Source organism: Paenibacillus macerans (assembly GCF_900454495.1).
Lineage (GTDB): Bacteria > Bacillota > Bacilli > Paenibacillales > Paenibacillaceae > Fontibacillus > Fontibacillus macerans.
Genome location: NZ_UGSI01000001.1, coordinates 839602 through 864699, shown reverse-complemented (window position 1 = coordinate 864699; position 25098 = coordinate 839602). Strand labels below are relative to the sequence as shown.

Genomic DNA, 25098 nt, shown 5'->3' with positions numbered 1-25098 from the left:
TGCAGCATCCGGCGTTCGCCATCTTGCGATAAAATCTCCGAATGCCTTGCGCAACGCAAGCCGCGTTGTCAAGCAATGAAAAAGCGGCCCCCCCAGGGGGCCACTTTTCAGCATATCCTTTACTTGGCGTATTCAACCGCCCGCGTTTCGCGGATGACGGTAACTTTGATATGACCCGGATAATCCAGCTCACTTTCAATCTTCTTGGTAATGTCTCTCGCCAAGCGGAACGCTTCCGCATCGTCGATCTTATCAGGCTGCACCATCACGCGAACCTCGCGGCCCGCCTGAATGGCAAACGATTTCTCGACGCCTTCGAACGACTCGGAAATCTCTTCGAGTTTCTCCAAACGGCGAATGTACGTTTCCAGCGTCTCGCGCCGCGCCCCCGGTCTTGCCGCCGACAAAGCGTCTGCGGCGCCAACCAGCATGGCGATGACGGAAGTCGCTTCGCAATCGCCGTGGTGAGAGGCAATACTGTTGATGACCACCGGATGTTCCTTGTATTTCTTAGCCAGTTCCACGCCGATTTCGACATGAGATCCTTCCACTTCATGATCAAGCGCTTTACCTATATCATGCAACAAGCCCGCCCGTTTGGCCAGCGCGATATCTTCGCCGAGTTCTCCGGCCATCAATCCGGCCAGGTACGCAACCTCCATCGAGTGCTTCAGCACGTTTTGACCGTAGCTTGTCCGGAACTTGAGGCGTCCCAGGATTTTGATCAAATCGGGATGAAGAGCATGCACGCCGACCTCGAAGGTAGCCTGTTCGCCATATTCGCGAATGCGTTCGTCCACTTCCCGGCGCGACTTCTCGACCATCTCTTCGATGCGCGCCGGGTGAATCCGTCCGTCCGCCACCAGTTTCTCCAGCGCGGTGCGGGCAATTTCGCGGCGTATCGGATCAAAGCCCGACAGAATCACCGCTTCCGGCGTATCGTCGATAATGAGATCAATTCCCGTCAACGTTTCGAGCGCACGAATATTACGTCCTTCGCGTCCGATAATCCGTCCCTTCATCTCTTCGTTCGGCAGGGTCACGACGGACACCGTCGTTTCCGCCACATGGTCGGCAGCGCAGCGTTGGATCGCCAGCGTGATGATTTCGCGGGATTTCTTGTCCGCTTCCTCCTTCGCCTGCTGTTCGATGTCCTTGATCATCTGTGCCGTCTCGTGGCGGACTTCCTGCTCAACGTTGTTCAAAATAATCGTGCGAGCATCTTCCATCGTCAGATTGGAGATGCGTTCCAATTCTTGAACCTGATTTTTGTAAATCAACTCGATTTGCTGCTGGGTTTCTTCGATCCGTTTCTCCTTGCTGACCACTTGCTCTTCTTTACGTTCAAGCGATTCTAATTTTTTATCCAGCGACTCTTCTTTTTGCAACAATCGTCTTTCTTGTCGTTGAATTTCATTCCGACGTTCACGAATGTCTTTATCAGCTTCGGTTCTTAGCTTATGGACTTCATCTTTCGCTTCCAGAACCGTTTCCTTTTTCAGTGCCTCTGCTTCCTTTCTCGCGTTTTCCAAGATTTGGCTTGCAGCGTGTTCCGCACTGGAAATTTTAGCTTCTGCAAGAGATTTGCGAATAAAATACCCGATCACGAACCCAAAGAATAAAGCGGCTGCAACGAGAACGAACCAGATTACAGGATTCATCTGTTCACCTCCCCGTTGTTTCCTCCAAGGCATTCCTTGGGATGTTTGCAGTTGTTAGTTACTTTTCTCATTCATCATTCGTACTAAGAATACATGACATGCCCATTCAGTTCAGCTGGTTCATGCTTATGCATGACGGTTCCGCAGAAAATACGGAAGTATCGGCCTCATGATTGGAGAACAAGAATCACATTCGGAGCCCATAATTTTGGAAGGAAAAAAAGGGACTTCAGCGATATGGATTCAAGTATCATTTTATTATTTGATGAAAGAAATTGTCAAGCAAATGACAAGAGTTCCCTCCCGTTCCGGTCTTGTCCGGCTATTCCGCGTCCCACTCGTCTTCAGCGCTCATTCCGTCTTCGCGGCCGAGCTCCCGAAGCACTTTTGAGACGATTTTTCCGGAAAAACCTCTGCGCTGCAAAAAAGCTCCTGTCTTGCGTTTTTTATCTAACGGTTCGCCGGAAGTACCGCGCCATTTCTTGGCCCCCAGCAGCATCGCGCTCGCGAATTCGTCGTCTTCGCTGACTTCGCCCAGCGCGTCCTCGATCAGAGGCTTGGAGACCCCTTTCTGGCGCAGTTCGTGGCGCACCCATAGTTTTCCCTTCCCCCGCAGTTTCACCCGCTGTGCAGCCCATTCCTGCGCATATGCGGCGTCATCGAGATAACCTTCGGCTTGCAGCCGGCCGATAACATCGTTTATCGTTTCCTCTCCCCAGCCTTTTTCCTTTAGGCGCATGGAGATTTCATACGCGGTCCGCGGCTTCCGGCTCAAATACGTCTGAGCGTCCGCATACCCCTGCTGCCGCTCATCCGCCGAAACGATCTCCTCCAGCTCCGCTTTGGTGAAAACCGCCCCTTTGATCATGCGGTATTTGATCATGACATCCTCATGAACCTCAAACGCGTACGCTCCGAAAAAAATCCGGTACCGATGTTTCGGCCGCTTCAGCACCTGCACCGAAGTAATGACCAGCTCCGCGTCTTCCGGAAAAGCGGATAATCCGGATTCCTTCACTTGGACGGAGTCCTCTACCTGGACGGAATCCTGCACTTGCCTGGATCCCTCCACTTGTCTGGATCCTTCCAGTTGTCTGAATCCCTTTCGGTCAGGCGTCCGCAATCTTTCCTGCCAAAACATCTCATCGGATATGTCAACGATATCGTGCCCGCCGCTTTGATCTTTTCCACGGCTTTTCTCCCATTGATTCAACTGCGTTCCTCCTGTGTCACACCCGGACCGGACTGGTACCAGGTGTAGATTCGGCTTTGTGTGTCCAAAAAAATACGCCGCTCGATAAAACTATAAGAAAACCTGCAAACCCAGGCTGCCTGGTATACTCCAGCGAAAAACACAAGAGTAAAAAATGGCGTTATTCCGGCGATTTCCGTCCATTTGAGGGAAATAGAGACAATTTATGTCGTTATTTTCTCGAGTCGCCAGGAAATCCTCACGTTCTGGGCCATTCATAGAAAAATAAGTACAAAAAATGCCGCTAATGAGGATGAACATGCCTGACTCAGGATAATAAGCACATAAAGTGCCGCTATTTTGAATGCCGACGCTCTGTCGTTCCAGTAGCCAGCTGTCAACACGGATTTTTAGGTCAAGCTGTATTTTTACCGTTTTCGGCCAACCGCCCCCAAACTGCAAAAGCGCCCTGCCCCGGCTATTTACCGACGGGGTCAGAGCGCTTCATGGCTGCTGCCTTATTCATCTCCGAAAAGCGCTTGCTCCTCTTGGAGTTCCATTTCCAGTTCGCTTGGCGACGCAGGAGCAACCGCAGTGGTCAAATTGCTCGATTCCCGGATTTTTTGTTCAATCGAATTGGCGATTTCCGTATGCTCTTTCAAGAACTGTTTCGCGTTCTCCCGGCCTTGACCGAGGCGTTCGCCCGCGAACGAATACCATGCACCGCTCTTATCCACGATATCCAATTCCACGCCGATGTCGATGATGCTGCCCTCTTTGGAAATACCTTCGCCGTACATAATGTCGATTTCGGCTTGTTTGAACGGCGGAGCGACTTTATTCTTCACGACTTTAATCCGCGTCCGGTTTCCGACCATATCGTTGCCCATCTTGATCGTTTCCACGCGGCGAACGTCCAGACGGATCGTCGAATAGAATTTCAAGGCCCGTCCACCCGGCGTTGTCTCCGGATTCCCGAACATTACGCCGACTTTCTCGCGAAGCTGGTTAATGAAGATCGCGATCGTTTTCGATTTGCTGATCGCCCCCGACAGCTTCCGCAGCGCTTGAGACATCAAGCGGGCTTGCAAACCGACGTGGGAATCCCCCATCTCGCCTTCGATTTCCGCCTTAGGTACGAGCGCGGCAACAGAGTCGATAACGATGATGTCAACCGCACCGCTGCGCACGAGCGCTTCGGCGATTTCCAACGCTTGTTCGCCCGTATCCGGCTGGGACAAAAGCAACTCGTCGATGTTTACGCCAAGCTTGCTTGCATAGGAAGGATCCAGAGCATGTTCCGCGTCGATAAATGCGGCTTGTCCGCCGATTTTCTGAACTTCCGCAATCGCGTGCAGCGCTACCGTCGTCTTACCCGAAGACTCCGGTCCGTACACTTCAATAATACGGCCGCGGGGCAATCCCCCGGTACCCAAAGCAATATCCAAAGCGATCGATCCGCTTGGGACGATCTCCACTTGCATGTGCGTCGACTCGCCCAGTTTCATGATCGAACCTTTACCGAATTGTTTTTCTATTTGCCGAAGCGCCATTTCCAGCGCAGCTTTACGATCTGACAATCAGCTCACATCCTTAAATGAGATAATAACACGATTACTTCCAACGTCTATAATTGTACCTTGTTTTGGAATGTTTGCCAAGCACTTTTTCGAACATATATTCGCGTAAATTTTCAACCCTCTCAAACCGGGATCTCAACCCTCCCAAACCCTCCCTTACCGTAAGGGAGGGCCCCAAGAGCCTGCTGCCCTTTGGATTCCCGCAAATTGAACTAACGCGGGAGGTTCTGAGGCGCTCCCTTGGCGCTCTCCCTGCGGGATTCGCTTACTTCGTGCTTGGAACGCTTTTCTCCCCTTCGGGGTACGTCTTACTATTGGTGCTCCAGGGCTACCTGAAAACACGCTGCAGGCACTGCTGCTTTCACGTGCACCCGGGTAGCTATGGGGAAGACTGCCGCTTGTCGCCCTTCGGGCACGCTCTGCTTATGGCGCTCCTGCGGGGGTGAACTGCTACGTAAGCTGTTTATTCTGCAATGTTTGTGCTTGCAGCCGCTCTCCCTCCGGGATTCGCTTTACTTTGGCGCAAGGCTTTAGCTTGTTTATCCCTTGCTTGGTGCTCCTATAGTGACTTTTGTGCTTGCAGCCGCTCTCCCTCCGGGATTCGGCTATACTTCGGTGCAGGGCTTTAACTAGTCAATTGATTAGACACAACTAGACATCGACCCAACGTTCGCCAAAACGTACAACTTCGCTCCTCCTCCCAAACAAATTTCCAAACAAAAAAAGAACCGCAGCACAACTGTTCGTTTGCTACGGTTCTTCCGTGTCTTGATTATATGCCAAGCGGCCGAAAAGTGCAAGAAGCATGCTGAGACGGTGAGCATCGTGCGCCATACGACCAGAGCCTCTGCAATCCGGTTGTCCCTTCACCACTCATTGGAAAAATCCAATAGATTGTCGGAACTCGCTCGATTTTTGGAGTTCTCATTGGAAATATCCAATAGATCGCGCTCAAAATCGCCCGTTATGCTCCTGCTGAATCTAATCAATTGGAAATATCCAATCAAACTGCCGGGTTTGCCGTTAAATTTCAATTCTATTGGATAACTCCAATCAGAACGCGGTGTCAATTAAGCTGCGGGAACTCATCGCTCTCACACATGCACATGCACTAAGCTTACGACTCCATCAACGCTCTCCACAACCGGTACAAAATCGTTTTGGCCGAGCGCATGCGGACGGCATCGCGGTTGCCTTTCAGGTTCAGCTCGTATACGGCCGTATCCCCGCCGCGGCGGGAGATCGCGATATAGACGAGCCCGGCCGGCTTGCGTTCGGAAGCGCCTGGGCCGGCGACGCCGGTGATCGAAAGGCCAAAGTCGGTATCGGCGGTCAGCCGCACCTGCTCAGCCAGCACCCGCGCCGTTTCCGCGCTGACGGCGCCAGGAGCGCCATCGCCTTCGAGCAGTTCATGCGGAACGTTCAGCAGCTTCTCCTTCATCGCGTTGGAATAGCAGACGATGCCGCCCATAAACACGGCCGAGCTCCCCGGAATCGCGGTGATCATCTCCATCAGCAGCCCGCCGGTGCAGCTCTCGGCCGCACTGAGCGTCAGCCCGCGCTGGGCCATCAGCTCCAAAATCTTCTGCTCGATCGGCACATCGACGTTCGCGTACAGATGCTCCGGCAAGCGGGAAGCGATTTCCCGCTCCATAGCACCCAGCTTCTCCATCGCTTCCCGTTCGCTCGCCGCCTTGGTGGAAACGCGGATCGTGACCTCGCCTTCCTTGGCGTAAGGGGCCACGGTCGGGTCCGACTGCTCCTTGATCAAATCGAGCAGCTTCGTCTCCAGCGCCGATTCGCCGATCCCGGCAAACTTGAGCATTTTCGAATAGATCGGCATTTCCTCGGATAGCGCATGCTTCAAAATCCACGGCTTCGCCTGGCGCTCGAACATCGGTTTCATTTCCTTCGGCGGACCGGGCAAAACGATATAAAACTTGCCGCCGGCCGCAACCGCATCCCCAACCGCCAGACCGGTTTCGTTCGGAAGCGGGGTCCCGCCGTCAATCGCCAGCGCCTGGCGGCGGTTGTTTTCCGTCATCGGCACGCCCCTGTCCTTGAAAAAGCGTTCGACATTCGCCATCGCTTCCGGGTCGACATAGAGCGGCCGCCCAAGCACCTCGGCCAGCGCCTCCTTGGTCAAATCGTCTTGCGTCGGCCCGAGCCCCCCGGTAAAAATCAGCAAATCGGCGCGGGCAGCCGCCGTCTCCACCGCTTGGGCAAACCGCTTCCGGTTGTCGCCGACCACCGTCTGAAAATATACGTCAATCCCAAGCGCGGCCAGCTCCTGGGATAAATATTGCGCATTGGTGTTTACGATTTGCCCGAGCAGCAGCTCCGTCCCCACCGCGATAATTTCCGCTTTCATTTGCTTTCACGTCTCCTTCCGGCAATCCAAAACAAGCCTCTGCCTGAGCATTAAATACTTCGCTTCAAAACATAGCACGCAAAGCATCGCATTCAAAGCATCTCACTCAGAGCATCACATTCAAAGCATTACACCCCAAGGATCACACTCAATGGATCACACCCCAAGCATCGCACTCAAGGCACTACATTTTCGAAAAAGAAAGCACGCTTTTATTTTTGACGAAATAGTCGATGCCCGAATAAATCGTAATGATCGCCGCCAGCCAGATCGCGATATCGTCAAACGGGATGTTCAGCCAGGCAAACGGGAAATTGTTCAGAAGCAGCACGGTAATCGCGATGATCTGGATGATTGTTTTCGCTTTACCCCATTTGCTGGCGGCGATCACGGAACCTTCGAGCAGCGCTACCTCCCGCAGGCCGGTTACCGCAAATTCGCGCGCGATAATGATGACGGCGATCCAGGCGTTGCATTTGCCAAGCGACACGAGCCCGATCAACACGGTGCCCACCAGCAGCTTGTCGGCAAGCGGGTCGAGCAGTTTGCCCAGATTCGTCACCAAATTGTATTTCCGGGCGATGTATCCGTCGATTCCGTCCGTGCTGGCGGCGACGATGAACAGCACCGCGGCAATCAACTGATGGACCGGCAGCGCGTATGTGCCCGCAACGAGCTCATAAGACAGCCAGCCCGCATCCAGCAGCAAAAAAAGCAGCATCACCGGAATCATAAAAATACGCGTCAGTGTAATGCGGTTGGGCAAATTCACAGGACAGCCTCCCCGGTTAAATCATATTCAAATGCGTGCGTAATCCGCACTTTGGCAATATCGCCGATATTCCCGGAGCAGTTCGTCACGAACACTTCCCCGTCGATTTCGGGCGCGTCGAATTGCGAGCGCCCCACATAAACGTCGCTCCGCCCATCGTAGCGCTCCACAAGGACATCCAGCACTTTGCCGATGTATTTGCCGCTGTTTTCGTTCGCCACGGTGCGCTGAATCTCCATCAACGTATTGGCCCGCCATTCCTTGACGTCCTCGGCGACCTGATCCGGCAGCCGCGAAGCCGGCGTATCCTCTTCCTGCGAGTATGTAAACACGCCCAGCCGGTCGAATTTGATCTCCCGGACGAAATCGCATAGCCGCTCGAAATCTTCCTCGGTTTCGCCCGGGAATCCCACGATCAGCGACGTGCGCAAAGAAACGTCCGGGATGCGGGAGCGGATTTTGGCGATCAGTTCGCGGATATCCCGGTTGCGTCCGGGGCGCCGCATTCTTTTCAGGATCGCGTCCTCGCTATGCTGCAGCGGCATATCCACGTATTTGCAAATCTTCGGATTGGACGCGATCATATCGATCAATTCATCCGTAAAAAAGCCCGGATACGCATAATGCAGCCGCACCCATTCCACACCGTCCACCCGGCTGACGCGGTCCAGCAGCTCAGGCAGTTTATAGTCCCCGTACAGATCGGTGCCGTAATTGGTGGAATCCTGGGCGATCAGGCTGAATTCCTTGACCCCTTGCGCAGCCATGCCTTTGACTTCCTCCACGATCGATTCGATGGAACGGCTGCGGAATTTGCCCCGCATCAGCGGGATGCTGCAGAAGGTGCAGTTGTTGTCGCAGCCCTCGGCGATTTTCACATACGCCGTATAACGGGCCGTCGACAGCTTGCGCGGCAGCACCTGCTCGTAGTTGAACACCGGATTGCCTACATATACCGGCTTCTTGCCCTTCACCGCCTCATCGACGATCTGCGTGATGTTATGGAAATCGCCCGTTCCGACGATTCCGTCGATCTCCGGCATTTCCTCCATGAGCGCTTGTTTGTAGCGCTGCGTCAGACACCCCGACACGATCAGCGCCTTCAATTTTCCGCTTTCTTTAAGCTCGGCCAGCTCCAGAATCGTGTTTACCGACTCTTCTTTGGCGGCGTCGATAAAACCGCACGTATTGACGATGATGACCGTGGCGTCATCGCGGTCGTCCACCAAGGAATAGCCGCGCCGGTCGATCAGCCCCGACATGATTTCGGAGTCAACCAAGTTTTTCTCGCAGCCAAGTGTAACGATTTTCACCTTTTCAGTCATGACGATTTCCCCCATAATTCAAGCCGTGATCAAGCCATGTTCATCGATTGAACAGCCTCTACAAGTATAATATTCGGAAAAGGCGGCTGTCAAAAATATGAAAAGGGTCTCAAGCAGGCGCGGGAAGCGCCGCAGGAGACCTTTCCGGAGTCATTTAAAGTTCGTAAACTGCAAATCGAGCGACAAATCGGCTTTGCGCAACAGCTGAATGATTTGCTGCAAATCGTCCTTGCTTTTGCCGGTGACGCGGATTTGATCGCCCTGGATTTGGCTTTTGACCTTCAGCTTGGAGTCGCGGATCAGCACGTTGATTTTCTTCGCGTTCTCCTGGTCGATGCCCTGTTTCAAGCTGATGCGCTGCCGCACCGTGCCCATCGAAGCGGGCTCCACTTTGCCGTAATCCAAATTTTTGATCGGCAGCCCGCGCTTGATCATTTTGGATTGCAGGATATCGATCACGGCGCCGAGCTTATACTCATCGTCCGCCACGATCACCAGCACGTCCTTTTCCAGTTTAAGTTCGCTTTTGCTTCCTTTAAAATCAAAGCGGCTGGCGATCTCCCGTTCCGTCTGATCGATCGCATTGTTTAATTCCTGCATGTCCATTTTCGAGACGATATCAAATGAACTTTCCGAAGCCATACTTCACGTTCCTTTCTGGTTCCCAATCTTTTCTTCTATCACTCATTATATGTAATAGTTTTCCCGAAGTCGAGCCAACCCGCCATTTCCGAGCTGTTTCCAAGCCATAACCGCGGCGGGTAAAAGATGCGAAAAAGGCGAGATCCAAACCCTTGTCAGGTCCAAATCCCGCCTTTAACAGAGGCCCAAGCGGACAAAGCCGATCCTTACTGCCCGCTTGTTCCGTTTCCGCTCTCGACGCTCTCGACATTGTCTCCGGATGTATCTCCGCCTGCGCCGGCGTCGCCCGCGGAACCGGTATCCGCACCGGTGCCGTCATCCAGGGTAAGCAAAATCCGCGAGGTTGCTTTGCCGTCTTCCACCGTTTGCCCGGCTACCGTAATCGCCGTTTTGTTGGAAGCCCCCGACAAAATAAACAGTCCCTCCGGCGCGATATCATACGTCAGCACATCGCCGTCGGACGTTTTGCCGAAGTAAAGCTTGTCGCCCTTTCTGCCGCCTTTGCGAACCTCGACCCAGCTTTCGCCGGAAGCCGTAATGACAGCCTGCACCGGCTGGCCGCCGGCATTTTGCACCTTGAACTTCGTGGTGCTGCCCTCTTTGCCGTCGGGAACGACTACGATGTCTTGCGGACTGGCCGTTCCGCCGGTGTTATCGGTACCCGTCCCACCGTTAGCGCCCGTGCCAGCACCGGTATTTGCCCCCGTTCCGGCATTGCTCCCTGTTCCGGCATTTCCCGTATTGCTGCCTCCGTTCACGGCGTCGCCCGTACCGGTTTGATGGTTTCCGGGGCTGGTTTGTCCACCGTTTTTGGCGTTCCCCGATCCGTTCGTCCCTTGTCCTTCCGCTTGCGTGGCCGGCGTTACCGGCGTCGGGTCCGGCTTCTCTCCGGCCGACTGGTTCGTTTTCCCCCAAATCGTGAAATACATGTAAATGACGATCAGGATCAGCACGGCAAAAGACCACATCAGCGTGGTGGAGAGCCACTTCGAATTGCGCTCGGCGTGCTGGCGGCTGCGGCGTTTTTGTATCACGGGCTCCATCGTTTGCTCCGGTACGGCATCAGGCACGTTCTGTCGGTGCTCGGCGAGGAGTTCATCCGCATCCACGCCCACCGTTTCGGCATACGTCTTAATAAAAGCCCGGACGTAGAAACTCCCGGGAAGCACTTTATAATCTCCCGACTCGATGGCTTCCAGATATCGTTTGCGAATTTTCGTCATTTCCTGTATGTCATCTAACGACAAACCTTTGGCAAGGCGGGCTTCCTTCAACTTCTGGCCCAATTCCGACATGACCATCACCTCCTGTGTTTATTGGTTATGCTTTATCGAATTACACATCGTCCGTGTAAATCGTCGTAAACGTATCATAAACGATTTGCTCCTCAGGATTGTTACGCAATTCGATAATAATATCAAAATTGTCATAACTGTATTCGGATTCCTTGACGAAAACATCCGGATGCTCGATCACCTTCGTGGAAGGCATCGACATCAATTCCTGGAGCAGCTGATGATGTTTCTCGTTCGAACGCAACGTACTGATAATACCGTCGATGATAAAAACATTGTGCGGATTCATTTCATCCTCCGACAGCTGGCTCCTTACCGTTTGGCGCAGCAGCGTGGAGGAGACAAACGTCCAACGCTTCATCGAACAGACGCTGCCGGCGATAATCGATTCCGTCTTGCCGACGCGCGGCATGCCCCGAAGACCGATGACCTGATGGCCCTCCCGCTTGAAAATTTCGCCGAGAAAGTCCACCAAAATCCCGAGTTCGTCGCGCGTAAAGCGAAAAGTCTTCTTATCGTCGGAATCGCGGTCGATGTACCTGCCGTGCCTTACGGCCAGCAGATCGACAAGCCGCGGACAGCGCAGCGCCGTAACGGTGATGCTGTCCACCTTGCTGAGCATTTTGCTGACCTGGTCGATCTTTCCGTCGTCATCGCTTTCCAGCAGCAGCCCCCTGGTTTTGCCTTCGACGCCGTTGATCGTCAAAATGTTGATTTCCAGCATCCCCAGCATCGAAGCGATATCGCCCAAAAGTCCCGGGCGGTTTTTATGTATTTTGTACTCCAAATACCATTGTTTTAACTCCATCCGAAGACACCTTCTCTATCCTACTCACCCATTTTCGACAAAATCAACCTTGAATCCTTCTTACAGCTTCAAAAAGTTTAGTGCCCTTTCCTTAGCCCGACAATAATCATATGTGTTTTATGATATATAAAATGAAAATGAAAGGCAAGCCACTGGCGGAAAATGGCTGAAAAGCTCCCATAACGCGGGAGCTTTTCAAGCAAAAACTATGAGTTTTTCTTCGCCAGCTTTACCATCAGGCGAGCGATCGTTTTACGCTCGTCTTCGCTGCCTACTTCCCAAATCTCTTTGAGTACCCGGTTGGAATCGTTCTGCGGATCGACCTTATCTTCGAGAAATCCGCCGATTTCATAAGCCAGGTTGGTGATCGCTTCTTCGCTGAACCCCGCTTTTTCCGCATGCTCCACACGGTCGCCCAAAAACTTCTTCCATGTATCAAAATTTTTGAGTACGGTTGACATCCTTAAATCCTCCTTCGCTTGGCGATTTAAAATCAACAGTCGTAATATGTGAAGTTTGCGCGGGTTTTATGCGCTCCTGACGGGCAAAGCGAAAGGCTCCCCCGGGCCCGACCGGAAATTTTCAGGTAATCCAGCCCCCGTTGGGGCTGATGATTTGACCGGTGATGTAGCCCGATTCCGGCAGGGCGAGAAAATAAATAAGGGAAGAAATTTCCTGCGGGGAGGCGAGCCTTCCAGCGGGAATTTCTTCCTCCAGCTGCTTTAGTTCCCCCTCGTCGAAACGTTCCATCATTTCGGTCCGGACGGCTCCCGGGGCTACCGCGTTTACCGTCACCCCGGACGGAGCAAGCTCCTTGGCCAGCGCTTTCGTAAAAGCGTTGACCCCGCCTTTGGCGGCGGAATAAACCGTTTCGCAGGAGCCGCCGGAAATGCCCCATACGGAGGATACGTTGATGATCCGCCCGAAGCGCTGCCGGATCATGTAGGGCATAAACAGCTGGCTGCACATAAAAACGCTTTTCAAATTGACGTTCATCACGTCGTCCCATTCCTCTTCGGCAACGTCCGAAAGCAGCCCGTAATGGGAAATCCCCGCATTGTTGACGAGAATGTCGGGATGCAGCCCGTAATGGTCCAGCCGTTCCTTCATGCGCAAAATCTGCTCCTTGCTGCGCAGATCGGCCGCCACCGTATAGGCTTTGCCCCCAACCTCCAGACATCTGCGGGCCACCTCGTTTGCCGCTTCAAGCGAGTTCCTATAGTGAATAACCACGTTCATGCCCACCGCCGCAAACCGCAGCGCCGTATCCGCGCCGATCCCCCGGCTTGCTCCGGTAATGAGTACGGTCATGTCCGCGATGTTTTTTCCAATCCCATGCTCTTCGTTCATGTTACGGGCTCACCACGACCGACACGGCCATCTGCTCCCAGTTCAAGTGCTCGCGCAGCCGGGCGTTCACTTCGTCCAGCGTCAGCGATTCGTACATCGGCAGCACCGCAAACAGATCGCTGCCCCGGAAGCGGAAGCGCGTGAATTCGTGGGCGATATTTTCCGGGGAGTTAAGCATCCGCAGGTAGCCGCCGATTTTTTTCTTCCGCGCCCGTTCAAAATCTTCCCCGCGGAAACCTGCGGCCAGCACAGCCTTCGCTTCCTCTTTGATCACCGCCAGCATCCGGTCCGGGTCGGGCGTGTCCCCGCCGATCGCCGAAAACGCGTAATTCGGATTGCTGTTGTACTCATGCCCGAAGCTGTCGGAAATCAAATCCATGTCATACAGCTTCTGATACAACTTCGTGCTGGGCCCAAGCAGCAGATCGAGCGCGAGTTTCGTCGTCAAATCCCGGCGCAGCAAAGCTTCACCGGTCAACCCAAGATCCGTTTCCTTGAATCCGAACAGGCATTTCGGCAGCGATACCGGCAGCCGCGATTCCCGCCGCTGCTCATGAACTTCGCGGGGCTCGGGGTCAAACAACCGCTCGATCGCGCCTTGCTTGCCGTACTGCTTCTTCGCCTGATTATTCCGAACCAGCGTAAACACCTCTTCCGGATCCACCCCGCCAACGACGAACAGAAGCATATTGCTGGGGTGGTAAAACGCGTTGTAGCACGTGTACAGCGTCTCCTTCGTAATCGTGCCGATCGATTCGACCGTACCGGCGATGTCGATGTGAACGGGATGCACCTTGTACATCGCTTCGATCAGGCCGAAATAAACCCGCCAATCGGGATTGTCGCGGTACATGCCGATTTCCTGGCCGATGATGCCTTTTTCCTTCTCGACGTTCTGGTCGGTGAAATACGGATGCTGCACGAAATTGATCAGCGTTTCCAGATTAAGCGCGATGTTTTCGGTCGCGGAGAACAGGTACACGGTCTGATCAAAGCTGGTAAAAGCGTTGGCCGAAGCCCCATGGGAAGCAAACGTGGCGAAAATGTCGCCCTCCGGCTCCTCGAACATTTTATGCTCCAAAAAATGGGCGATCCCGTCCGGAACGGAAATCTCCTCCTGACCCTCGACCCGGAAATGGTTGTCGATCGAACCGTATTTTGTGGCAAACGTGGCGTATGTCTTTTGAAAACCCGGTTTCGGCAGCACATACACCTGAAGCCCGTTATCCATCGTTTCGCGGTATAACGTTTCCTGCAAAGCATCATAGCGAAGCGTTTCCAAGCGGCTAAACCTCCTTTTTACCTGTCAAAAAGTAAATCGTATCAAGCTGCACCGTTTCCGCCGCCTGCACAACGTCCCCGGGGGTTACCCGCTCTACCTGGCGCAGCAACTCTTCGGCCGGACGGTCCTTGCCGGACAGCACCCGGTTGAAATCGTAGGCGATCATTTCGAAGGCCGAGTCCTGCATTTCCAGCAGGCTGTTGCGGATCATCGCTTTGGTCTGCGACATCTCCAGCTCGCTGATCTCCCCCGACCGCAAGCTGGCCAGCTGGGCCTGAATAATCTCCAGCGCTTTGTCGTAGTTTTCGATTTCGATTCCCGATTGAATCGCCACGATCCCCTTGTGCCCATCGAACCGGGAAGCGGCGTAATAAGCCAGGCTGGCTTTTTCCCGCACGTTCATGAACAGCTTCGAATGCGGGTAACTGCCCAAAATGCCGTTATACACCAAAGCGGCCGCGTAGCGGTCGTCCCCGTACGTAATCGGCGTGCGCAAACCGAGATTCAATTTGCCCTGATTGACGTCGAGCGCCTCTTTGACGGTGCGCACTTCCGCGGTCTTCATTTCGACGTGCTCCGGCTTATATTCCGGGGAAGCCGTCCGGTTTAAGCTGAACTGCCTTGCGACCAGCTCCTCCACTTCGGCAAGCGATGTGTCTCCCACCACGTACAGGTCCAAATTCGCCTGCTGCAGCCAGTTCTGATAAGCGGCAAAAAGCGACTGCGGCGTGATGCCGTCAAGATCGGCGCGTTCCCCAAGCGGGTGCAGCCGGTACGGATCGTCCTTAAACATCTCCTCCATGCAGCGCTCGGCCGCATAGCGGATTTTATCGTTGATGATCCCTTCCAGCTTTTTGCGTACGGATTCGCGTTCCGAAGCCACATAAGACGAACGGAAAACTCCGTTCTCCGTGGCCGGTTTCGTGACGACTTCGCCGAGAAAAGCGAACGTTTGACCGAGCAGCGAATCGTCGCTTTGCACGAAAGAATCGTTGATCGTATCCATGCGGAACTGGACAATCTGGTAATTGCCCCGTTTATAGACGTCAAAGCCGAAGCCGGCGCCATACAGATGCTCGAGCTGTTCCCGGAACAACGTCGTTTCGGGATAAGACGCGGTGCCCCGCCGCAGCACAAAAGGGGTCAGCGCCGTAGTCGTAACCGTTTGCTCGCCCAGCGGCAAACCTGCGTAGAGAGAAACGGCAAATGTTTTGAATCGGGTTGTAGGCAGCACGTGAATGCGGATTTGGCCCACGCTGCCGCGCTCAAATACCGTTTTGTTCAAAACCAAAACTCCTTTGCGAGTAGACTTTTTGAATAGCGCGTTCATTTCCTGCGTTCCATTCTATACCAATCCAAAGGAAAGAAGCAACCTGACACCAGCGGCTGCTCCTTCATCCAAATCATATTTACATGCAAAAAATATGTTCCCCGATCGTTTTCACCTGCGGGCGGGACCAGATCCATTTGGAGGTTGCCGTTCTCGGGTTGAAATAATAGATGCAGCCGCCGGTCGGATCCCAGCCGTTCAACGCTTGCTGCACAGCTTTGCGGGCCGTCTCGTTAGGCTCCAGCCAGATTTGCCCGTCAGCCACTGCGGTAAAAGCGCCCGGTTGAAAAATGACGCCGGAAACGGTATTAGGGAAGCTCGGCGATTTGACCCGGTTCAAAATCACCGCGGCGACCGCCACCTGCCCTTCGAACGGCTCGCCCCGGGACTCCCCGTAAACGGCGTTGGCCATAATGCGCAGATCGTTTTCGCTTAAGCCCATGCTGTTGGAAGGGGCCAGATTATCCGAATTGTTTTTCGCGGCTTCGGTATTTTGCTTGTTTCCGGTATTCGTCTGCTGGTTTCCGGCGTTCGTCTGCTGGTTTCCCTGGTCCGCGTTGACGTATTCCATGCCAGGCTTCCAATCTTTGGTGGCATTATATAACTTAAGCTTGGTTTTTGGCCCGGCCAACCCGTCCGCCTTCATCCCGAACTCCGATTGGAACCATTTCAGCGCATCGCGGGTTTTCGGACCGAAATAGCTGTCCAGCTTTCCGTGGTAAAAACCGAGAAAAGCAAGCCGGCCCTGCAATTCGTATACGTCTTTGCCGAAAGCCCCGTAATCGATGACTTGCTCGCTGAATACGGCCTTGGCTTTGTCCGGAGCCTCCTTGTTCTCGACGTCAAGCGAATGCCGGAGTACGTTGGCCCCGTAACCGATTCCCAACAAAAGCAGCACTAAACCGGCGGCAAACCATATCTTAGTTTTATTCATACGTTTAGCTCTACCTTTCTTTAGTGGATTAACAAGGATGGGTAACTTTAGTATGACAAGCGGACTCCCTTCCTATGCACCCTAAAGTTTCAAGGCCTGGCTCGCCGGATACGGCCGAAAAAAAGGGAAGAACATCCCTTGACCGCAAAGGTCATGAAGATATTCTTCCCATTTTGTATTGCTCTATGGACATAAGCACCTCGCGCGGTTTGCTTCCCTCGTACGGACCGACGATCCCCCGCGCCTCCATGGAATCGATCAGCCGCGCCGCCCGGGTATATCCGACGCGCATGCGGCGCTGGAGCAGCGATACCGAGGCCTGCTTGGCTTCCAGCACGATTTGCACGGCTTGATCGTACAGCTCGTCCAATTCTTCCTCCGGTTCCTGGACCTCATCGTCGACTTCCGGAACAAGGCTTTCGTCATATTCCGCTTGCCCCTGGGCGCGAACGTAATTCACGATCGTCTCCACTTCCTGGTCGCTCATGAACGCCCCCTGCACCCGGGTCGGCTTCGAAGCCCCCATCGGCATATACAGCATGTCACCGCGGCCAAGCAGTTTCTCCGCGCCGGCCATGTCGAGAATCGTCCGCGAGTCGACCTGGGACGAAACGCCAAAGGCGATCCGCGACGGAATGTTCGCTTTGATCACCCCGGTGATGACGTCGACCGACGGCCGCTGCGTGGCGATGATCAGATGGATGCCGGCGGCCCGGGCCATTTGCGCCAGGCGGGCAATCGCATCCTCCACATCGCTTGCGGCGACCATCATGAGGTCGGCAAGCTCGTCCACAATGACGACGATATACGGGAGGATCGCCTCCGGATTGTCCTTCATCATCTGATTGTACCCTTCCACATTGCGGGCCCCCGATTTGGAGAACAGCTCGTACCGCTTCTCCATTTCGACGACGATCTTCTTCAGCGCCAGCGAGGCTCTTCGCGGATCGGTGACGACGGGCGTGAGCAAATGCGGAATCCCGTTGTATACGTTCAGTTCGACCATTTTCGGGTCGACCATCATAAACTTAACTTCATCCGGCTTGGCTTTGAACAAAATGCTCGTGATGATGCCGTTGATGCAGACGGATTTCCCCGAACCCGTCGCCCCCGCGACGAGCAAATGGGGCATCTTCGCCAGATTGCCGACGATCGTCTGCCCGGAAATGTCGCGGCCGAAAGCGATCGACAGCTTGGATTCGGCCTCCATAAACGTCGGCGTCTCCATCACTTCGCGCATCGTCACCAGCGAAACCTCGTTGTTCGGCACCTCGATGCCGATCGCGGATTTGCCCGGAATCGGGGCTTCCATGCGGATGTCTTTGGCGGCCAAAGCCAGAGCGATATCATCCGTCAAATTGACGATCCGGCTAACCTTGACCCCGATGTCCGGCTGAATTTCGTAGCGGGTCACCGCCGGACCGCGGACGACTTCAAGCACCCTTGCCCTTACGCCAAAGCTCTCCAGCGTAGCCTCCAGCTTGCGGGCCGTCTGCATATAATCGGCCTGGTCGCCGGATTTGCCGGCCCCCGCCGGCTTGGCCAACAGCCGGAAAGGCGGAAGCTTGTACGGTTTCGGGGCCGGTTTCGGCGGGGCCGCCGGCACTTCCGCCGCCGCTTCGGAGCCGTCATTCGGAACTCCAGCCGCGGCGCCGTCGGCGCCCTCCTCACCTGACGCTCCGCTTCCCGGCGGCATATCCGGCTCTCCGTCCGCAGCGCCGCGCAGGTCATCCGCAACCCCGGATTCGCCCCGCCCCCCGTAGGCAGCGTCCGCATCATCCGCGGCCGTATATAATGGACTCTCGTTCTCGTCTTCGTCCTCCCGGTCACCCAGCCCTTCCCGCTGAATATGGTCGAAGAAATCGCGGATGATCGGCCCGGTATCCGCCGCGGTCTCGCCGCTGCCGTGCGGTACGCCCACGGAGCCGCCGTCCGCTCCGCGGCCGGTGTAATCCAGTTCGTTCCAGTTAATGCTTGCTACCGGGGATTCATTGTAATCGTCGGCTTCGTCATCCGGGCCGAAAGGTTCCGGCACTTCCGCGGCCGGTTCTTTGGAACGTCCCTTATACCCGAGCAGTTGAAAGAACACCGGCTTTTTTCGCGGCTTTGCGGAAGGTTCGGGCAGCTCCTCCTCTTCCGACTCGCCGGCATCATACGCCGCATCATATTCCGTAACGGCGGGAATCTTCGGCTCGGGCCGTCTCCCTTTGCCCCGCACCGGCACCGGGCGGAGCAGCCGCATTTTTCTGCCGAAGCTTTCGCTGAGCCCGCCCAATTTGGAGCGGAGCAAGCGAAACAGGTCGACGTACGACAGCCCTGTTACCAGCATGAAGCTGATCGCCAGCATCACGATCATAATCAGCTTGGCCCCGGCCATGCCGAACAAGGAATACAGCAGGACGAATTCCAGCGCGCCGATATAACCGCCGCTGATGTCCATGCCGAGCAGGCTGAATCCGGCGTCGCCCGCAGCCGTCTGAAACAATGCTCCCTGCAGATCGCGTTGGATTTGTCCGAAAATATTGCCCGCGGATAAAGAAACGGCCGGAACAAGCTTGTGCTGCACCGCCGAAATCGTGCTCATCAGCGAAAAGGCCAGCACCGCAAGCAGCAGCCCGCTGCGCCGCGAATTCCACCGGGACGGCCATTTCCGGTTGATCATAACGGCCAGGCCTATGTAGATGCCGATCAAAGGGATCACAAAATAAAACTTGCCGAGGATCAGCGCGGACATTTTCGATAACGTTCTTCCCACCGCCGCTTCCCCGGACAAGGCAATAACCGATAAAGTGATCAGGATGATTCCGTAGATTTCATATTTGAGCATGCTGCCGAGGGCAGCCTTCTTTTTCTTCCGTTTGCGTGCCAAACGAAAACACCCCCTAGATGAATATTATACCATATTCACCAAAGGGGGGCCTAGCTTTACGAGCCTGCTAACTTTTGCAATGGTTATTTCAGCAGTGCGGGATAAAAGGTGATTTGCTTGCCCGGAGCGAAATCCGGATTTAAGTAATCTTCCAGGTTGCAGCGGAGCAGCCTCACGATCGTCGCCCGGTTTCCCGGCTCAAGCCGGACCTGCATCAGGACGCCGCCCAGCTCGATCTCACCGTAAGACTCCTCATGTTCCTCTTGTTCCCAGTAGATTCCATCAGGCAATATGGTATAATGGGTCACTGCGTGATCCCTCCCGCCGTTTTCTCACTGCGGCGCGATTCGATCAGCGAATTCAGCTTGCTCAAGCCTTCGCCGATCCCGCCGATCGCATCGATGAGACCGTATTTCACCGCATCGGTGCCGCCCACCGCGGTGCCGATGTCCCGGTTAAGCTCTCCGGTTTTGAACATGAGCTCCTTAAACTGCTGCTCCGAGATACGCGAGTGGGTGGTGACAAACCGCACCACTCTTTCCTGCATTTTTTCGATATATTCGAAGGTCTGCGGAACGCCGATGACAAGGCCGGTCATGCGGATCGGATGGATCGTCATCGTGGCGCTTTCGGCGATCAGCGAATAATCCGAAGCCACGGCGATGGGGACGCCGATGCTGTGTCCTCCCCCGATAACGACGGTGACGGTCGGCTTCGACAACGATGCGATCATTTCGGCGATCGCCAGCCCCGCCTCTACGTCGCCGCCCACCGTATTTAAAATGATGAGCAGGCCTTCAATCCGCGGGTTTTGCTCGGCAGCTACCAGCTGCGGGATCAAATGCTCGTATTTCGTCGTTTTATTTTGCGGCGGCAGCACCAAATGGCCTTCGATTTGCCCGATGATCGTCAGGCAATACACATTCGACTCGCCCGGAGTAGGCACGGCCGTTTGTCCCAGTTGCTGAATGACGTCGGGCACGGTAGGTTCTTTTTTTTCGGAATCCGGTTGTTGGTTCGGAGGCAGTTCCGCATTTTCGCGGAGATCGGGCGTTTTGCTGGAATCCTTGTTCATCGCTATAGCCATCCTTTCGGTTTTAAGCATACAACTAGTATGCCGACAACCTTCGCTGGTCTATGCAAAAACCCATAAAGTACGTGTCCGGTCTCAAAAAATAAAAAAAGCCCCTTTCCCCGTCAGGAACCGTCCAATTATTGCCTGCGGGAAAAGGGGCGACTGTGTGCTATTCGTCTTTTATACTTCCATAATGATCGGCAGGATCATCGGTCTGCGGCGCGTTTGCTCGTACAGGAAACGGCCGAGCGCGTCTTTGACGTTCGTCTTGAGCGACGCCCACTCGTTGACGTTTTCGTTCATCAATTTCTCCAAGGTGCTGGAGACGATCCGGTTCGCTTCGTCCAGCAAACCTTCCGACTCGCGGACATACACGAACCCGCGGGAAATAATGTCCGGACCGGAGATGATCGTGCCGTCCTGCTTGCTAAGCGTGACGACGACAACCAGGATCCCGTCTTGAGACAGCAGCTTACGGTCGCGCAGTACGATGTTGCCGACGTCGCCGACGCCTAGGCCGTCAATCAGCACGTTGCCTGCCGGCACTTTGCCGGCTTTGCGGGCAACGCCGTTCTGAATCTCGATCGTTTCCCCGATGTCGATCAGGAAAATATTGTCGGGTTCCACGCCCACCGATTCGCCAAGCAGCGCATGCTTGCGCAGCATCCGGTATTCGCCGTGGATCGGAATGAAATATTTCGGCCGCATCAGGTTCAGCATCAGCTTCAGCTCTTCCTGGCTGCCGTGCCCGGACACGTGAACGCCCGAATTGGAGCCGCTGTAAATGACTTCCGCTCCGAGGCGGAACAGCTCGTCAATCGTCCGTCCCACGTACTTCTCGTTGCCCGGAACCGGCGTCGCCGCGATAATGACGGTGTCTCCCGGCAAAATATCGACCTTGCGGTGCGTCGAACGGGCCATCCGCGTCAGCGCCGACATCGGCTCGCCTTGGCTACCGGTGCACAAAATCACCACGCGATCCGCAGCCATTTTGTTGACTTCTTCCGGCTCGATCAAAATACCGTCCGGCACGTTCAAGTAACCCAATTCATCGGCGATCGTCACCACGTTCACCATGCTGCGGCCGATGATCGTGACTTTGCGTCCGGTCTCGTAGGCCGCATCGATCACTTGCTGAATCCGGTGCACGTTGGAAGCAAACGTTGCCACCACGACGCGCTGCTGCGCTTTATGGAAAATATCGCTAAGCACGAGTCCTACATTTCTTTCCGATGGCGTAAAGCCGGGTTTTTCCGCGTTGGTGCTGTCGGACAAAAGAGCTAGAACGCCTTTTTTACCGATTTCGCCCATCCGATGCAAATCCGCATATTGATCATTGACTGGGGTATGATCAAATTTGAAGTCCCCGGTATGAACGACATTTCCTTCCGGCGTTTCAATGCACACGCCCACCGAATCCGGAATACTGTGATTGGTCCTGAAGAACGTCGCCTTCAGCGTCGAGCCCAGCTCGATTTCCGAATCGGCGTTGATCAGCACCCGTTTCGTTTCGCCGAGCAACCCCGCTTCCTTCAGCTTGTTCTCGACAAGGCCAAGCGTCAATTTCGTCCCGTAAACCGGAACGTTCAAGTTCTTGAGCACATAAGGCAATCCGCCGATATGATCCTCATGGCCGTGCGTAAGCAGGATACCTCTTACTTTGTCGCGGTTCTCCGTCAAGTAAGTGATATCGGGAATGACGATGTCGATGCCGAGCATATCCTCTTCCGGAAACTTAAGCCCGGAATCGATGACAACGATATCATTGGCATATTGAACGACATACATGTTTTTTCCGATTTCTGCGACGCCGCCCAATGCAAAGATCGTCAATTTTTCATTATTCATTTTTTTGGACAAGTGAATCTAACCCTCCTATAAGTTTGGACGTCGTATTTTTCATATGGAAATGGCTCCGATCACTGCAGACCACATATGTTTCGCAGGAATAAACGACCGCCTCGCCGGACGGTCCAGCCGTTTCTCAATATTGCTATTTTTTAAAAAAATCACCGCACCCAGTCACTTGAGATCATTATACATGATTAAATTGGCAAAAAACAAGTCAGGCGTTTTACGCGCTTTTAACGTTACCTTGCGCCGCAGCAAAAAAACCGATGCCTCATAACGAGGCATCGGTTTTTGGAAATTGAGCGCATATTTGGCTGAACGCTTACTTCAACAGTTCGCGTATCCGCGCCGCTTCCTCCGCATTCGGCGGAATAAGCGGCAGCCGTACCGTTCCGACCCGGCAGCCGATTTCATTCAGCGCGTATTTCACCGCAACCGGATTCGGGCATTCGAACAAGCCTTTAAACAGCGGCAGCAGCTGGCGATGCAGCTTGCCCGCTTCGCCGACCCGGCCGCTCAGGAACAGCTCGATCATTTCCTTCATCGTGCTGCCGGCCAGATGGCTGGCCACGCTGACGACCCCGTGGGCGCCAACGGCCATCGCCGGAAGCGCTGCCGCGTCTTCTCCCGAATACACGCGGAATCCGTCCGGAGCGCCGCTCACAATTCCGGCCACCTGGTCCAGGGACGCGCATTCCTTGGTCGCCACGACATTCGGAATTTGCGCCAGCCGGAGAGTCGTTTCCACGCTGATGCCGACGATGGTCCGGGACGGCACATTATACAGCATAACCGGCAAGGAGGTCGAAGCCGCGATCGCTTCGAAATGCCGGTAAAGCCCTTCCTGATTCGGTTTGTTGTAGTAGGGAACGACCAGCAAAACACCGTCCGCGCCGCACCGCTCGGCCTCCTGCGTCAAACGGATGGAATGGGCCGTGTCGTTGCTCCCCGTGCCGGCGATGATTTTGCAGCGGCCCGCGGCGTGCTTCACCGCAAATTCGAATAAATCCCGCTTCTCTTCATCGCTTAAAGTAGGGGACTCCCCCGTCGTTCCGCAAACGACCAAAGCATCGGATTTTTGCTCCTCAATCAAATAATCCATTAAGCGAGCGGTTCCGTTTAAATCAACATTCCCTTGTTCGTCAAAAGGCGTTACCATAGCTGTGATCAATCTTCCAAACTCTGCCACACTTTATCCTCCTCCCATTTTCCGCGCGTTCGATTTACCTGCCGAGTTCGAATTTGTCGTGCAAAGCGCGAAGCGCTTGAACCATGTCGTCCTTATGGACCAGCACCCAGATCGTTGTATTCGAATCTGCGGATTGCAGAATTTGAATATTTTGCTCCGTCAAAGCCTCGACGATTTTCGCCATAATGCCCGGAACCCCGTTGATGCCCCCGCCGATGACCGATACTTTGGCGCAGCCGGACAAAATCTCCGGCGACAGCTCCAAGTCGTTCAGAATCGCTTCGGCTTTCGCCGCATCTTTGTCGAATACCGTATAAACGACGCCCGTCGGGGTCACATTAATAAAATCAACGCTGATCGCGTTTCCCGCCATCGCTTTAAAGACCTGAAGCTGCAGGTTGTCGGCCCCTTTGCCGGCGGCTTCGACGCGAATCTGCGTCACGTTCGCCACATAAGCAATCCCAGTCACGTAGCGGTCCACAATGCCCAACTGAACGTCTTTAAAGCCTTCGGGATTGGCCACCAGCGTCCCTTCTCCTTCCGAAAAGGTGGAACGTACGCGCACCGGTATCCCCGATTGCATGGCGATCTCCACCGCCCGGGGATGAATCACCTTGGCTCCCTGATGGGCCATGTTGCAAATCTCCGCATAACTTACATATTCCAGAGGCTTTGCGTCCTCCACGATTCGGGGATCGGCGGTTAAAATCCCGTTCACGTCGGTATAAATGTCTACCATTTCGGCATGCAGGGCCGCACCCAGCGCCGTTGCCGAAGTATCGCTGCCGCCGCGCCCCAATGTAGTGAAATCACCGATTTGATTTTGGCCCTGGAACCCGGTCACAATGACCACTTTGTCCTGCTCGAGCCCTTCAAGCACCCTCGTGGGCACGATGTCCAAAATTCTGGCATTTCCAAAGTGGCTGTCCGTTCGAAACCCGGCTTGGGCGCCGGTTAAAACGACCGAAGAAATGCCGCTTTCCGCGAGCAGGCTGCACAGCTTCGCCGCGGAAATAATTTCGCCGCAAGCCATCAGCAAGTCCTGTTCGCGCGATGGTAAAAGGCCGCTTCCTGCAGAAGCCAATTCCAATAAAGTATCCGTGGCGTATGGATCGCCCTTCCGGCCCATGGCCGAAACCACCACGACGAGCCGGAAACCATTTTCCAGTTCCCGGCGAATGTGTGAGACGACATGATCTCTCGCTTCCGCGGTCGATAGAGATGTGCCGCCAAATTTTTGCACCAAAATGCGCATGGGTATTCCTCCAGTTAAGTAAATGCGGAGTGTAGCTTAACTCCTATCCATCGCCCGGGCACCCCGAGCGGACGAAAAGCCGGAAGCTAAACCTTCACTGCAGTCCTCTCCGCGAATTGCAAAGCGTTCCATGACGCGCCTTGAGCAAATGATCCAAAACGATTTCCGACGGATCAGCGACGTTCCGTTCTCTCTTGCTCATCCAGCAAGTCTCCCATTCTCTTAAAGTGCGTGTTCAAAAAGTCGGCTTTTCAGCACCGAAGCTTATGCTTCCGATGAGCGTTTTTTCAAAACGCTTCAGGCTGAATGAAGCTAGG

The 25098-nt window shown here is 54.5% G+C and carries 21 protein-coding genes; all 21 read right to left on the bottom strand.

Annotated features, from left to right (window positions below; all coding sequences use genetic code 11):
* Positions 1-119 precede the first annotated feature (119 nt).
* The 21 genes from rny to dapG all read right to left on the bottom strand — a co-directional run bounded on the left by rny (position 120) and on the right by dapG (position 24781).
* Complete coding sequence (gene rny, locus DYE26_RS03990; RefSeq protein WP_036622391.1) at positions 120-1661, bottom strand: ribonuclease Y; 1542 nt, start codon at positions 1659-1661, stop codon at positions 120-122.
* A 322-nt stretch (positions 1662-1983) separates the two neighbouring features.
* Positions 1984-2874, bottom strand: a complete 891-nt coding sequence (locus DYE26_RS03985; RefSeq protein WP_240534124.1) for a regulatory protein RecX — start codon at positions 2872-2874, stop codon at positions 1984-1986.
* Positions 2875-2964: 90 nt separating this feature from the next.
* Positions 2965-3315, bottom strand: coding sequence for a hypothetical protein (locus tag DYE26_RS33075; protein ID WP_124332740.1), 351 nt, complete (start codon positions 3313-3315; stop codon positions 2965-2967).
* A gap of 56 nt (positions 3316-3371) precedes the next feature.
* Positions 3372-4433, bottom strand: coding sequence for a recombinase RecA (gene recA, locus DYE26_RS03980; RefSeq protein WP_036622389.1), 1062 nt, complete (start codon positions 4431-4433; stop codon positions 3372-3374).
* 1117 nt (positions 4434-5550) lie between these two features.
* Positions 5551-6804: a competence/damage-inducible protein A gene (locus DYE26_RS03975; RefSeq protein WP_036622387.1), complete on the bottom strand. Its 1254-nt coding sequence runs from the start codon at positions 6802-6804 to the stop codon at positions 5551-5553.
* A 184-nt stretch (positions 6805-6988) separates the two neighbouring features.
* Positions 6989-7576, bottom strand: a complete 588-nt coding sequence (pgsA, locus tag DYE26_RS03970; RefSeq protein WP_036622385.1) for a CDP-diacylglycerol--glycerol-3-phosphate 3-phosphatidyltransferase — start codon at positions 7574-7576, stop codon at positions 6989-6991.
* The gene (gene rimO, locus DYE26_RS03965) at positions 7573-8901 is read right to left on the bottom strand and encodes a 30S ribosomal protein S12 methylthiotransferase RimO (RefSeq protein WP_036622383.1); all 1329 of its coding nucleotides are present in this window, start codon (positions 8899-8901) and stop codon (positions 7573-7575) included. The genes pgsA and rimO overlap by 4 nt, the downstream gene beginning before the upstream one ends.
* A gap of 150 nt (positions 8902-9051) precedes the next feature.
* Positions 9052-9543, bottom strand: a complete 492-nt coding sequence (locus DYE26_RS03960) for a YajQ family cyclic di-GMP-binding protein (protein WP_036622381.1) — start codon at positions 9541-9543, stop codon at positions 9052-9054.
* A 206-nt stretch (positions 9544-9749) separates the two neighbouring features.
* Positions 9750-10838, bottom strand: a complete 1089-nt coding sequence (locus DYE26_RS03955; RefSeq protein ID WP_036622380.1) for a helix-turn-helix domain-containing protein — start codon at positions 10836-10838, stop codon at positions 9750-9752.
* Between the two features lie 40 nt (positions 10839-10878).
* On the bottom strand, positions 10879-11646 hold the full coding sequence (locus DYE26_RS03950; RefSeq protein ID WP_036622378.1) for a DUF3388 domain-containing protein: 768 nt from the start codon (positions 11644-11646) through the stop codon (positions 10879-10881).
* 206 nt (positions 11647-11852) lie between these two features.
* On the bottom strand, positions 11853-12107 hold the full coding sequence (locus DYE26_RS03945) for a DUF3243 domain-containing protein (protein ID WP_036622376.1): 255 nt from the start codon (positions 12105-12107) through the stop codon (positions 11853-11855).
* 121 nt (positions 12108-12228) lie between these two features.
* Complete coding sequence (gene ymfI, locus DYE26_RS03940) at positions 12229-12996, bottom strand: elongation factor P 5-aminopentanone reductase (protein ID WP_036622374.1); 768 nt, start codon at positions 12994-12996, stop codon at positions 12229-12231.
* 1 nt (position 12997) lies between these two features.
* On the bottom strand, positions 12998-14278 hold the full coding sequence (gene yfmH / locus DYE26_RS03935; RefSeq protein ID WP_036622371.1) for an EF-P 5-aminopentanol modification-associated protein YfmH: 1281 nt from the start codon (positions 14276-14278) through the stop codon (positions 12998-13000).
* Positions 14279-14282: 4 nt separating this feature from the next.
* Positions 14283-15563 (bottom strand): EF-P 5-aminopentanol modification-associated protein YfmF, encoded by a 1281-nt coding sequence (gene yfmF, locus DYE26_RS03930; protein WP_036622370.1) that lies wholly within the window; start codon positions 15561-15563, stop codon positions 14283-14285.
* 124 nt (positions 15564-15687) lie between these two features.
* Positions 15688-16542: a spore cortex-lytic enzyme gene (gene sleB / locus DYE26_RS03925; protein ID WP_036622368.1), complete on the bottom strand. Its 855-nt coding sequence runs from the start codon at positions 16540-16542 to the stop codon at positions 15688-15690.
* 151 nt (positions 16543-16693) lie between these two features.
* Positions 16694-19411, bottom strand: a complete 2718-nt coding sequence (locus DYE26_RS03920; RefSeq protein ID WP_036622367.1) for an FtsK/SpoIIIE family DNA translocase — start codon at positions 19409-19411, stop codon at positions 16694-16696.
* Between the two features lie 83 nt (positions 19412-19494).
* The gene (locus DYE26_RS03915) at positions 19495-19719 is read right to left on the bottom strand and encodes a YlzJ-like family protein (RefSeq protein ID WP_036622365.1); all 225 of its coding nucleotides are present in this window, start codon (positions 19717-19719) and stop codon (positions 19495-19497) included.
* Complete coding sequence (locus tag DYE26_RS03910; RefSeq protein WP_036622364.1) at positions 19716-20486, bottom strand: ClpP family protease; 771 nt, start codon at positions 20484-20486, stop codon at positions 19716-19718. Before DYE26_RS03910 ends, DYE26_RS03915 begins: the two co-directional genes overlap by 4 nt.
* A gap of 180 nt (positions 20487-20666) precedes the next feature.
* Positions 20667-22346, bottom strand: a complete 1680-nt coding sequence (locus DYE26_RS03905) for a ribonuclease J (RefSeq protein WP_036622362.1) — start codon at positions 22344-22346, stop codon at positions 20667-20669.
* A gap of 313 nt (positions 22347-22659) precedes the next feature.
* Positions 22660-23526 carry a 4-hydroxy-tetrahydrodipicolinate synthase gene (gene dapA / locus DYE26_RS03900; protein WP_082207746.1) on the bottom strand — a complete coding sequence of 289 codons (867 nt, stop codon included), beginning with the start codon at positions 23524-23526 and terminating at the stop codon, positions 22660-22662.
* Positions 23527-23560: 34 nt separating this feature from the next.
* Entirely contained in the window at positions 23561-24781 is a 1221-nt protein-coding gene (gene dapG / locus DYE26_RS03895; protein ID WP_036622360.1) for an aspartate kinase, read from the bottom strand.
* Positions 24782-25098 lie beyond the last annotated feature (317 nt).